Raw genomic sequence first — 12,900 nt, 5'->3', positions numbered from 1 at the left:
GATCAGCAGGCAATGAACTCGAACGGCAGGTCTTCCACCCGCGCGAGCGGCGGCGCGACGTAATCGCCCTCGCCCGTCAGTTCGTGCAGCAGCGCCTCGCGCTGGCGCAGGAAGTCGTAGCCACCGCGCTCACGCGGATGCGCCAGCGGCACCTCGACGATCCGTTTGATACGCCCGGGGCGCGGTGCCATTACCACCACGCGGTCGGCGAGGAACAGCGCCTCCTCCACGTCGTGGGTCACCAGCACGGTGGTGATGCGTTCGCGCTGGCGGATGCGCAGCAGTTCCTCCTGCAGTTGCTGGCGGGTCAGCGCATCGAGCGCGCCGAAGGGCTCGTCCAGCAGCAGGATGCGCGGACTGGCGACCAGGCCACGGGCGATGGCCACGCGCTGCGCCATGCCGCCGGACAGCTGGTGCGGATAGGCGCGGGCGAACGCACCCAGGCCCACCAGTTGCAGGTAATCGGCAACCTTCGCCGCCTTGTCCGCCTCGCTCAGCGGCTCGTTGACCAGGCCGAGGGCGACGTTCTGCGCCACGTTCAGCCAGGGAAACAGGCGGTGTTCCTGGAACACGATGCCGCGCTCGCCGCCGATGCCGTCGATGAGTGCGCCATCGATGCGAATCTCGCCCTGGAACTCGCGGTCGAGCCCCACCAGCAGGCGCAGCAACGTGGACTTGCCGCAACCACTGGCGCCGACGATGGCGATGAACTCGCCGTCGGCGATCTCCAGGTCGAAACGTTCGATGGCCTGCAGTTCGCGGCCGTCCACGGGAAAACTCTTGGCGACCTGGCGAAAGCTCACCAGCGCCTGCGAAGCGAATGCGTTCATGCGTGTCTCCAGCGCGTCACCCGCGCTTCGATGTGCTGGCCGAAGGCGGCCAGCAAGGCTCCGGTGAGGCCGACCAGCAACATGCCGGCGCCGACCAGATCCATGCGGAAGAGTTGTTGTGCGCCGATCATCAGGCTGCCGATGCCACCGTCCGAGGGCATGAAGTACTCGGCGCCGATGGTCCCGAGCCAGGCGTAGATCAGCGCCAGGCGCACTCCGGCGAACACCGAGGGCGCAGCCCCCGGCAGTACCAGCCGGCGCAGCCGTTGCCGGGGCGAGAGGCGCAGCGCGATGGCCGCCTCGCTCAGTTGCGCCGGCAAGCTGGCGATGCCGCGCTGGGTCGCCAGCAGCAGGGGGAAGAACGCAGCGAGACCGACGAACACCACCTTGGCCAGCTCGCCGAGGCCGAACCAGGCGGTGAGCAGCGGCACCCAGGCAAAGATCGCCACCTGCCGCAGCGCCGCGAAGGAGGGACCGAGCAGCCGCTCCGCCGGGCGCCACAGGCCTAGTCCCAGGCCTAGCAGGAAGCCCAGCGAGCCGCCCAGCAGCAATCCGGCGAGTGTGCGTTGCAGACTGGCGAACAGCGCGGTGGTCAGGCTGTTGTCCAGCAGGCCGTCCCACAGTGCGACGGCCACCGACGCCGGGCTGGCGAGAATGGCCGGATCGACCCACTCCAGCACGCTAGCGACCTGCCAGACAGCCAGCAGACCCAGCGGCAGCAGCCAGGGTTGGAGGCGTTCCCAGCCCTGCCCTGCTGCGCTACGGCGGAATTCCCCGGCAGCCTGCTGCGGCCAGTGCACCAGACGCCGGTCCAGCGCCTGGATACCACGGTCCATGACCGCGCCGACCAGGCCGATGACCAGGATGCAGACGAACACGATGTCGAGCATGAACAGCTGGCGCGCCTGCACCATCAGGTAGCCGATGCCTTCGCTGGAGGCCAGCAGCTCGACGGCCAGCAACGAGGTCCAGCCCTGCGCCAGTGCCAGGCGCACACCGGTGAGGAACGCCGGAAGTGCCGCCGGCAGGATCAACCGCCACAGCAACAAACGGCGCGGCAGGCGCAGCACGGCGGCGGCCTCGCGCAGCCGAGGCTGCGCGTCACGCACGCCCACCAGGGTGTGCAGCGTCACCGGCACGATGATGGCCTTGATCAGCACCACCAGCTTGAGCAGCTCGCCGATACCGAAGAACAGCATGAACAGCGGAATCCAGGCGAGGGTCGGGACCTGCGCCAGGGCACTGAAGGTGGGCAGCACCAGACGCTCGGCACGGCGGCTGAAGCCGAGCCAGGCGCCCAGTGCCAGCCCGCTGAGGATGCCGGCCAGCAGGCCCCAGAGCAGACGTTTCAGGCTCACGCCCAACTGTTGCCAGAGCTCGCCGGCGAGCAGCTCGCGGCCGGCCTGCAGCACCAGTTCGGGGGTGGGGAGGATCTGCGCGGACATCCAGTGACAGTGGCTGGCCGTCCACCAGAGCACTGCGATAGCCAGCGGCACCAGCCACGGCAGGATGGGGTCGAGTCCGCGCCAACCAAGGGTGGAAGGCCTCAGGCGGGGGCTGGAGAAGGCAAGGCGATACGGCTTCGTAATATTCTTCATTGGAATATAAATAGTTATATCAATGCACTTATGAGCTAACACTGCCCATTTAAGGGAAGGCCCGGGCGCTCATCCAATGCATTCGCCGAATATTTTTTATGCTCTCCGGGCATCTACCCGCGAAGCCCTGCGGCTGCTCGCTTAGCTCGAATAATTACTAAAAAATCACTTTTTATTATTTTGTTGATTGAACGCCGCGTGCGTTTAGTGCGGGCGCCGGAGCCACACGCGCTCCCCACTGCAGGAGGCAGGCGCCATGAAGGCCCTCACTACTCAATTGCTGTCCCTCTTCGCTGCGCCGGTCCTGGCCGGCCTGCTCGGCGCGTATCCACTGATCACCCAGGCCGCCGAGCCAGTGAAGGAAATCCGCATCGCCGTGCCCGACGTCAGCGCCGGGCAGAATCACTCCGGGGGCGGCGTGGTGGACATCCTCTACACCCGCCAGTTGCTGGAGAAGGAATTCGCCAAGGACGGCATCCAGGTGAAATGGAGCTTCTTCAAGGGCGCCGGCCCGGTGGTCAACGAAGCCTTCGCCAACGGCCAGGTGGACTTCGCCTACCTGGGTGACCTGGCGGCGATCATCGGCAAGTCCAGCGGCCTCGACAGCCGCCTGCTGGCCGCCACTGCCCGTGGTGTGAACCACTACCTGGGCGTACAACCGGGCTCCGGAATCAAGACCCTGGCCGACCTCAAGGGCAAACGGGTCGGCATCTTCCGCGGCACTGCCAGCCAGCTCTCGTTCGACAACGCCCTGGCCAGCGCCGGCCTGGCCGAGAAGGACCTGAAGGTGATCAACCTCGACTTCAGCGCCGCCCTCGCCGCGCTGGCGGCCAAGCAGATCGACGCCACCTGGGGCCTGGCCGGCCTGTTCGCCCTGCGCGACAAGGGCCTGGCGGAAATCCCGCTGAACACCCGCGACCTCGGCGGCGCCGGCACCCTGCAGGCGCTGCTGGTGGGCAATGGCGAATTCGTCGATGCTCACCCGGACATCACCGAACGCCTGCTCAAGGTGCAACTGCAGGCCGTGCAATGGGCCAGCGCCGAGGCCAATCGCGACGCCTATATCGAGCTGGTATCCAAGCAGGCCAGCTACCCGGCGGTGATCTTCAAGAGCGAGTACCAGGATCGTCCTCTGGTGGAGGTCTTGTCGCCGAAGCTCGACGCCGACTTCCTCGGCAGGCTGGACGCGTCCATCACGGCCGCGAAGCGCTACGGCCTGATCCGCCGCGACTTCAAGGCCGCCGACTGGGCCAGCCCTGCTCTGCAGGAAGCGGCAAGCCGGCAGGTCGCCGGGCAGCCGGTGGCGGCGATTCAGTAGTCCGTATCGACGGCGCCTGCCGGCGCCGTTCGCGGGCATGGCCCGCTCCTGCAGGGAACGTCGGTGTTGGGCGGTTCGCGAGCAAGCTCGCTCCTACAACCGCTCTTCGCTCTTTGCTCTCTGAAGACTTCCAGAGAGACTTCCGCACACGCCGACTGCCCCGTTCAACGAGGGTATTTTTCGCCCCAAGCGAAAAACCGGATGTCCGGGGCAAGCCTTTTGGTTACTTTTCGGCGTTTGGAAAAGTAACTCGCCCGAGGGGGCGAAACACGAAGTCCGCGCGCACGCCGATGCGACGCTGAAACACCCCAGGCCAACGCAGCAGACCTGCAACACCACAGCAGAAGAAAACGTCGGCCCTGCCGACGGATCGCGGCCATGGCCCGCCTCCTACAATAGGCTTAGCGCCAACTTACCAGCGGGCAGCGAGGAACTCCGCCACCCGCCGGTAATACCCCTCCACCTCCGGCACCAGGTTACCCATGCGCAGGAAATCATGGGTCATGCCGCAGCAGCGCTCCGCCTCCACTTCCACACCCTGTGCCACCAGCGCGTGGGCGTAGGCCAGGCCTTCGTCCAGCAACGGATCGAACTCCGCCGCAAACAGCAGCGCCGGCGCACTGCCCTTCAGCGCCACACCGGCATGGACCGGCGAGCAGCGCCAATCACTGCGCTGCGTGACGTCAGGCACGTACTGCTGATAGAACCAGTCCAGGCTGGCCGTCTCCAGCAGATAGCCCTCGGCGAACAGTTCCTCAGATTCAGTGCGCGCGCTGGCATCTGTCGCCGGGTAGAACAACAGCTGCGCACAAGGCTGCTCGGCGCCCTCGCCCGCCAGCTCGGCGCAGAGCACAGTGGCCAGCGTGGCGCCTGCACTGTCGCCGCCAGCGGCAAGACGGCGCGGGTTCAGGCCGAGGTTGGCGGCGGAGTCCAGCAGCCAGTTCCAGGCATCGCGTGCATCGACGGTCGCGGCCGGGAACGGTGCCTCCGGCGCCAACCGGTAGCCCACCGATACCACCGCGCAATCACCGTGTTTCGCCAGCCAACGGCACAGTCCGTCATGGGAGTCCAGGCTGCCTACCGTGTAGCCGCCGCCGTGGAAATACAGGATCGCCGCGTCGCCAGCAGCGAGCGGCCGGTACAGGCGAGCCGGCAGCGTTCGGCCTTCGCTCGTGGGGATCAGCAGGTCTTCCACCGGCATCGACGGCGCCCCGGCCCTGAGTGATTCCGATGAGGCCTCGAAGTCCTGCCGCGCCTGTTCCAGCGGCAGCTCGTGCAGTGCCGGACGGCCGCTGCGGCGCCCCTCGTCGACCATGTCCAGGAAGGCGGAAATCTCCGGGTGCAGCATGCCGATCTCTTTCATCAATGCGTTCATACCGTGGCTTTCTCCTGGCGCGCGCCGCTTTCCACCTGGGCGCAGCAATGGCCGATCACCCCGTCCAGTTCCGTGCGCAGCTGCGCCATCAGCGATTCGATGCGCGACGGGCGGAACACCCGGCGGCTGAACATGCAGCGCAGGGTCAGCTCGCCGTCGTAGACCTGGCCGACGATCTCCAGCCAGTTGTTCATCGGCGTAGTGGCCGCGTAGGTGTCGCCGGGCTTTTCCTGCAAGGGCACGAACAGCGCCTTGTCGTCGAAGCTCTGGTCGAACTGACCGAGGTAGTTGAAGGTGACGCGCGGTTCGGCGCGGGCGGCGAGCTGGCGGCGCAGCGCGCTGTCCCCCAGATAGCGCAAGGCGCCGTAGCCGATGCCCTTGTCCGGCACCGCGCGCAGCTGCTGGCGGATCGCCGGGATGGCCCGGGCGTAGTCGCCCTGCCCCGGCGTCAGGCGCAGCGGGAACAGGCTGGTGAACCAGCCCAGGGTGCGGCTGTGGTCGACGGCGTCGAGGATGTCCTCGCGCCCGTGGCCTTCCAGGCCGATCAGCACCGATTCACTCTCGCACCAGTGGCAAAGCGTACGGCCAAGGGCCGTCAGCAACAGGTCGTTGATCTGCGTGCGGTAGGCCTCCGGCGCCACCTTCAGCAGGCGCTGGGTCTGCTGTCGGTCGAGGCGCAGGAACAGTTGCTCCAGGTGCGCCATGCGCTCGGCGCCGCGCGGGTTGTCGCGTTGCGGCTCGCCGAGGCCGGCGCTGTCGGTCTGCTCCAGCCAGTACGGCAGGTCGGCCTGCGCCAGTTGGCTGTCGGCGTAGTCGCGCAGGCCTTCGGCCCAGGCCCGGTAGGTGCTGGTGCGCTCGACGCGCGGCGCCGCCTCGCCAGAAAGCTGCGCAACGTAACGCTGCTGCAGCTCTTCCAGCAGGATGCGCCAGGACACGCCATCCACGCCCAGGTGGTGGATGACCAGCAGCAGGCGCTGGGTGCCATCGGCCATGTCGGTAAGCACACCGCGCAGCAGCCGCCCCTCGCTCAGGTCCAGGCTGCGCTGCGCCTGGTTGGCGATCAGCAGCGCCTCCTCGGCATTCGCCGCCTGCCGCTGCCAGAGCAGCGCGCCGGTGATCTCGCTGGCCTCGCGATAGCGCTGGCGCCACACGCCGTCAGCCCCACGGGCGAATGACAGGCGCAGGCTGCCATGCTCGGCCAGCAGGCCTTGCAGCGCCGCTTCCAGCACCTCGGCATCGAGACGCTGGCGGCACTCCAGCAACACCGCCTGGTTGAAGTGGTTCGGCTCTTCCAGTTGCTGATCGAACATCCATTGCTGGATCGGCAGCAGGCCGAAGGACTCCCCGTCGTCTGTCACCTCCCCGGCCATTATCGGCGTTGCCTCGGCCACGCTTTCGGCGCGCTCCAGCAGGCCGGCGATGGTCTGGTACTGCAGCAGGTCGCGCAGGCGGATCTCCACGCCCTCGCCCAGCGCCTGGCGGGCGCGGGAGACAATCTGCAGGCTGAGGATGGAGTCGCCGCCCAGGTCGAAGAAGTTATCGCGGATACCCACTCGTTCAACCTGCAACACGTCCTGCCAGATGTGCGCCAGGGCGCGCTCGCGTTCATTGCGTGGCGCCTCGTAGGCCTCGCCCTGCCAGGTCGGCTCGGGCAGTGCCTTGCGGTCGATCTTGCCGTTGGGCGACAGCGGAAAGCGCTCCAGCCGGAGTATCTGCGCCGGCACCATGTAGTCCGGCACCTGCTCGCGGAGGAAGCTGCGCAGCGCATCGCCCTCGGCCTCGCCAACCACGTAGCCGACCAGCTGCTTGCCGCTGATACCGTCGCGGGCCACTACCAGTGCCTCGCTGACCTGCGGATGATCCTGCAGGCGCGCCTCGATCTCGCCCAGTTCGATGCGGAAACCGCGGATCTTCACCTGATGGTCGATCCGACCGACGTAGTCGATCACGCCATCGGCTCGGCCTCGCACCAGATCGCCGGAGCGATACAGGCGGCCACCTTCCGCATCGAACGGATCGGCGACAAAGCGCTCGGCGGTCAGTCCGGCACGCTCGTGGTAACCCCGCGCCAGGCCGGCGCCGCCGATGTACAGCTCGCCGGCCACGCCCAGAGGAACCTGGCGCAGCTGCTCGTCGAGGATGTACAGCGTGCGCGCACCGACGCCCTTGCCGATGGGCGCATAGGCGGCATCGCAGCCCGTTGCGCGGTCGGCCTTCCACAGCAACGGCGTGACCACGGTTTCCGTGGGGCCGTAGCCATTGATCAGGTGCTCGGCGCGCAACGCGCGCTTGGCCAGTTCGAAGCTGGCGCTGGATACCGCATCGCCGCCGAAGCAGTAGATGCGCACCGGCGGCGGGTTGCCGTCTCGCAGCGCGTGCTCGGCCAGTTGCTGCAGGTAGACCGGCGGGAAGGCCGCCACACTGACCTGCTGGTCGTGCAGCACGCGATAGGTCTGCTCCGGGGTCCACAGCTCGTCGCCGCGCAGCACCAGGCTGCCGCCATGCACCAGCGTGGTCAGCCAGCGTTCGTGGGCGCCGTCGAAGGCGAAGGACATGAAATGCAGCTCACGGGTCGCCGCATCCATCCGGTACAGCTCGCCGATGGCCGCGCAGTGCATGGCCAGCGGACCATGGCTGACCGCCACGCCCTTGGGCTTGCCGGTGGAGCCGGAGGTGTAGATCAGGTAGGCGAGGTTTTCCGGCTCCAGGGCCACCACCGGCAGGTCGCTGTCTTCACCCTTCAGATCGAGGCCATCCAGCTCCAGGCAAGTCACGCCCACCGGCAGCGGCAGGCGCTCGCGCAGGCGGCTGTCGGTGATCAGCAGCGCGATACCGGCATCGGCCATCTGGAATTCCAGGCGCTCGCGCGGGTACTCGACGTCCAGCGGAACATAGGCGCCGCCGGCCTTGAGCACCGCCAGCAGCGCCAGGGGGATCCGCACGCTGCGCGGCAGGGCCACGCCAACGCGGACTTCCGGGCCGACGCCCAGCGCCATCAGGCGATGGGCCAGGCGGTTGGAGTCACGCTCCAGCGCCGCGTAGTCGACTTCCTCGTCACCGCAGATCAGCGCCACCTCATCGCCACGCAGCGACGCCTGGCGCGCGATGGCCAGGTGCACCGGCTCGGCCGGCGGCAGCGACTGGTGTGGGCCACGGCAGGCGGCCAGGGCCGCACGGTCATTGGCGGACAGGCATTGCAGCTCGCCGACGCGCTTGCCGGCGCCATGCAGCAGGCTCTCCAGCACCTGCTCCATATTGCCGCGCAGGCGTGCCACGGCAGGAGCGCTGAAGTGCGCACGCAGGTACTGGTACTCGATCTCCAGGCGCTCGCCGACACGCACGGCGAGGTCCATGGGAATGCTCGTCTCGTCCTTCGACTTCAGCTCGCCGAAGCGCGGGCCCCGGGCGCTGCGCAGCACCTCGTCGACCGGGTAGTTCTCGAACACGATGATGCTGTCGAACAGCGCCTGCCCGGCCTGGCCGGCCCAGCGCTGGATGTCGTACAGCGGCGTGTGCTCGAACTCGCGGACGTCCAGGTTGTAGGCCTGCAGCTCACGCAGCCAGTCGCCGAGATCGGCTTGCTCCCCCGGCGCCTGGACGATGGGCAGCGTATTGATGAAGAGCCCCAGCAGGCTGTCGGCACCGGCCAGTTGTGCGGGACGCCCGGCCACCGTGGCACCGAAGGCCACGCGCTGCTGACCGGTGTAGCGCTGCAGCAGGAGTATCCACGCCGCCTGCACCAGGGTGTTCAGTGTTACCCGCTGGCTGCGGGCGAAAGCCTTCAGCCGCTCGGTGGCCGCCGCGTCGTAGCGGCTGTATTCCAGGCCGTGACCGCTGCCCTCGGCCGGGCGCGCCAGGCTGTCGGCAAGCACGGTGGGCTGGGCGAGACCGTGCAGACGCGCGCTCCAGAAGTCCTGGGCCTGCTGCTGGTCCTGCACCTGCAGCCAGTGGATGTAGTCGCGGTAGCGCCCCTGCTCGCTGATGCTTTCGCCGTTGTAGCGGCGCAGTGCCTCGGCGAACAGCTGCGCATTGCTCCAGCCGTCGAGCAGGATGTGGTGGTGGGTGTAGACCAACTGGTGGCTGGCCTCGCCCGTGCGCACCAGGACCAGGCGCAGCAAGGGCGGGCACGCGAGATCGAAGCTGCGGCTGCGTTCCGCGGCGGCCAGTTGGTCCAGCGCTGCGCTCAGGTCTTCGCGGCCACGCCAGTCGAGGACTTCCAGCGGCAGCTCGACCTCCTTGTGCACCGCCTGCACCGGCTGATCCAGCCCTTCCCAGTGCACGCCGGCACGCAGGTTGTCGTGGGCATCCAGCGCGGCCTGCCAGGCGGCGCGGAAGCGTTCCACGTCCAGGTCCTGCACTTCCACGCGGAGCTGGTTGACGTAGACGCTGCCCTCGCTGCCGTCCACGCCGTGGAACAGCATGCCCTGCTGCATGGGCGACAGCGGGTAGAGGTCTTCGATCTGATCGGGATTCAGACCGAGCACAGCCAGCTGTGCAGCGTCCGGCGCCTCGATGGCGGTGACGGCAAGCGGCGTATCGGCCGTCACGACGTCACCCGCCACGCGGGCCAGCGCCTGCAGGGTCTGGTGCTGGAAAAGGTCCTTGGGACTCAGTTGCAGGCCGCCGGCGCGGGCGCGGCTGACCACCTGGATGGAGACGATGGAGTCGCCGCCCAGTTCGAAGAAGTTGTCGTCCAGGCCGACGCGTTCGAGACCGAGCACGGCGCACCAGATGGTCGCCAGGGTCTGTTCGCGCTGACTTTCCGGCGCGCGATAGCGCTTCTGCAGCAGGCTGAAGTCCGGCTCCGGCAGCGCCTTGCGGTCGAGCTTGCCGTTGGGCGTCAGCGGCATGCGTTCGAGCGGAACGATCTGCGCAGGGACCATGTAGTCCGGCAGTTCTTCCAGCAGCGCGGCACGCAGGTCGGTTTCGATCTGGCCGGTCACGTAGCCCACCAGTTGCTTCACCTGCCCCGCATCGCGGGCGATGACCACCGCCTCGCGCACGCCGGGCTGGCCGAGCAGGCGCGACTCGATCTCGCCCAACTCGATGCGGAAGCCGCGGATCTTCACCTGATGGTCGATGCGGCCGAGATACTCCAGCACGCCGTCGGCGCGCCAGCGCGCGAGGTCGCCGGTGCGGTACATGCGCGCATTGCGCTCCGGGCTGAACGGGTCAGCGACGAAGCGCTCGTTGGTCAGTTCCGGGCGCCCGTGGTAGCCGCGCGCCAGGCCGTCGCCGGCGATGTACAGCTCGCCCGCCACGCCAATCGGTGCGGGTTGCAGCTCGCCATCGAGGATGTACAGCTGGGTGTTGGCGATGGGCTTGCCGAGCAGCGCGCGGGCGCCCTTGTCGATCTTCCAGGCGGCCGACCAGATGGTGGTTTCGGTGGGGCCGTAGAGGTTCCACAAGGCGTCGGTCTGCGCCGTCAGCGTGTCCGCCAGCTCGCCCGACAGCGCCTCGCCGCCGCAGAAGAAGCGGCAGCCGGTCAGACGCGGGAAGTCTTCGTGGCCGCTGAGCAGCGTCCAGGTGCTCGGCGTCGCCTGGATCACCGTCACGCCCTGCTCCAGCGCCACGCCGAGCAGGCGCGACGGGTCGCGGGCGACGTCGCGGTCGACCAGCACGACGCGGCCGCCGACCAGCAGCGGCAGGTACAGCTCCAGCGCGGAGATGTCGAAGGACAGCGAGGTCAGCGCGAGCACGCGGTCCTGCGCACCCAGGCCCGGCTCGCGGGCCATGCTGAGCATGAAGTTGACCACGCCGCCGTGGCGCACGGCGACGCCCTTGGGCTTGCCGGTGGAGCCGGAGGTATAGATGACGTAGGCCAGATCATCCGGCTTCGTCAGGTTCGCCAGGTCGCTGTCGGCGTAGCCGTCCAGCTGCGCCCAGTCGCGGTCCAGGCAGAACGCGCGGGCGCCCGTCTGCGGCAGTTCGCCGAGCAGGTGCTGCTGTGTCAGCAACAGGCGTACGTCGCCATCTTCGAGCATGTGCGCCAGGCGTTCGGCGGGGAATTCCGGGTCCAGCGGCACGTAGGCGCCGCCGGCCTTGAGTACCGCCAGCAGCGCCACCGGCAGCTCCACCGAGCGTTCCAGGGCGACCCCGACACGGCTGTCCGGGCCGACACCCTGCTCGCGCAACCAGTGCGCGAGGCGGTTGGCGCGGGCGTTCAGCTCGACGTAAGTGAAACGGCGCTGGCCGTCGGTGAGCGCCACGTCAGCGGGCGAGCGCTGCACCTGCTGTTCGATCAGCTGGTGCAGGCAGGCATCGCGCGGGTAGTCCATCGCGGTAGCGTTCCAGCCGTAGAGCAGTTGCTCGCGCTCGCTGCCATCGAGCAGCGGCAGGCGCGCCACCGCGCAGTGCGGGTCGGCAACGATGCCGCGCAGCAGGTTGAGGAAATGCCCGGCAAGGCGCGAGAGGGTCGACGCGTCGAACTGATCGGTGGCGTACATGAACTGACCGCGCACCTGGCCGTCGCGGCTTTCATCGGTGTTCAGGGTCAGGTCGAACTTGGCAATGCCGCTGTCCAGTTCCAGGCTTTCCAGCTGCAGGCCGCCAGGCAGCTCGCGCAGGGCATCGCGGCGGCTCGGCTGGTGGTTGCAGGCCACCTGGAACAGCGGGTTGTAGCTCAGGCTGCGCTCCGGCTGCAGCGCATCCACCAGTTGCTCGAACGGCAGGTCCGGGTTGGCCTGGGCGCCCAGCACCGCTTCGCGGGTACGGGCAAGGAGCGCGCTGAAGGGTTCGTCGCCGTCGATGCGCGCCGACAGCACCTGGGTATTCACGAAGAAGCCGATCAGCCGTTCGCTCTCGGCGCGGGCACGGCCGGCGATGGGCACGCCGACGCGCAGCTCGCGCTGGCCGCTGTAGCGTGACAGCAGCAATTGATAGGCCGCGAGGATCAGCATGAACAGGGTGGCGCCCTGCCCCCGCGCGAGTTCGCGCAGGGAGTCGCTGAGCGCGCGAGGCAGCTCGAAATCCAGTGTCGCGCCGCGATAGCTCTGCACCTGCGGGCGCGGCCGGTCGCCCGGCAGGGTCAGCAGCAGGGATTCGTCGCCCAGTTGCTCCTTCCAGTAGGCCAACTGCCGCTCGCCCTCGCCGGCCGCCAGCCATAGGCGCTGCCAACGGGCGATGTCGCTGTACTGGATCGGCAAGGCTTCCAGCTCGGCTGGGGTGCCTTGCACTTCGGCGCTGTAGAGCGCCGCGAATTCGTCAATCAGCACGCCAATGGACCAGCCGTCGGCAATGATGTGGTGCAGGTTCACCAGCAGCAGCGCTTCACCCGGCAAGCGCGCCAGGTGCAGGCGCAGCAGCGGACCGTCGACGAGGTCGAAGGCGCCCCGGGCGGCGCCTTGCAACCAGTCGCGGGCGGCGGGCTCCTCGCTGAAGTCGCGACGTTCCAGGTTTGGCGCACCGGGCTGAAGAACGCATTGCTGCACCCCTCCTTCGATCTCCCGGAAGACCGTGCGCAGGCTTTCATGGCGTGCGATCAGCGCGCTGAAGGCACGCTCCAGCGCCCCCTCGTCCAGCGCGCCGCGCAGGCGCACGGCAGCCGGGATGTTATAGGCCGCGCTGTGCGGCTCCATCTGCCAGAGGAACCACAGGCGCGCCTGGGCCGCCGAGAGCGGCGCGTGCTCGCGCCCCTCGCGGAGGATCGGCAGGCGCGACAGGCTCACGCCTTTCTCGCGCAACTGACGCAGGAAGATGATCTGCTTGTCCTCGGGCAGTGCGCCAAGGCGCTCCGCGACCTGTTTCAGCTGGGCGTCCATCGGTTGAGTCATTCCCCCA

At 68.2% G+C, this 12,900-nt stretch carries 5 protein-coding genes; 1 reads left to right on the top strand and 4 read right to left on the bottom strand.

Going from position 1 to position 12,900, the window contains the following annotated elements:
- Positions 1–2: 2 nt before the first annotated feature.
- A complete protein-coding gene (locus AC1ZV1_RS14550; RefSeq protein WP_484297371.1) occupies positions 3–830 on the bottom strand; it encodes an ABC transporter ATP-binding protein in 828 nt (275 codons plus the stop codon).
- Complete coding sequence (locus tag AC1ZV1_RS14545; protein WP_484297370.1) at positions 827–2,428, bottom strand: ABC transporter permease; 1,602 nt, start codon at positions 2,426–2,428, stop codon at positions 827–829. The genes AC1ZV1_RS14550 and AC1ZV1_RS14545 overlap by 4 nt, the downstream gene beginning before the upstream one ends.
- 256 nt (positions 2,429–2,684) lie before the next feature.
- On the opposite strand from AC1ZV1_RS14545, the gene AC1ZV1_RS14540 reads away from it, so the two are divergent.
- Entirely contained in the window at positions 2,685–3,746 is a 1,062-nt protein-coding gene (locus tag AC1ZV1_RS14540) for an ABC transporter substrate-binding protein (protein ID WP_484297369.1), read from the top strand.
- Between the two features lie 412 nt (positions 3,747–4,158).
- Here the strand turns inward: AC1ZV1_RS14540 and AC1ZV1_RS14535 are convergent, their stop codons facing one another.
- Entirely contained in the window at positions 4,159–5,121 is a 963-nt protein-coding gene (locus AC1ZV1_RS14535; protein ID WP_484297368.1) for an alpha/beta hydrolase, read from the bottom strand.
- Positions 5,118–12,893 carry an amino acid adenylation domain-containing protein gene (locus AC1ZV1_RS14530; RefSeq protein WP_484297367.1) on the bottom strand — a complete coding sequence of 2,592 codons (7,776 nt, stop codon included), beginning with the start codon at positions 12,891–12,893 and terminating at the stop codon, positions 5,118–5,120. The genes AC1ZV1_RS14535 and AC1ZV1_RS14530 overlap by 4 nt, the downstream gene beginning before the upstream one ends.
- Between the last annotated feature and the right edge of the window lie 7 nt (positions 12,894–12,900).

The organism is Pseudomonas sp. BB438 (assembly GCF_057180225.1).
Note: the sequence above shows the minus strand (reverse complement) of the source record. Positions and strands in the feature narration are given on the sequence as shown.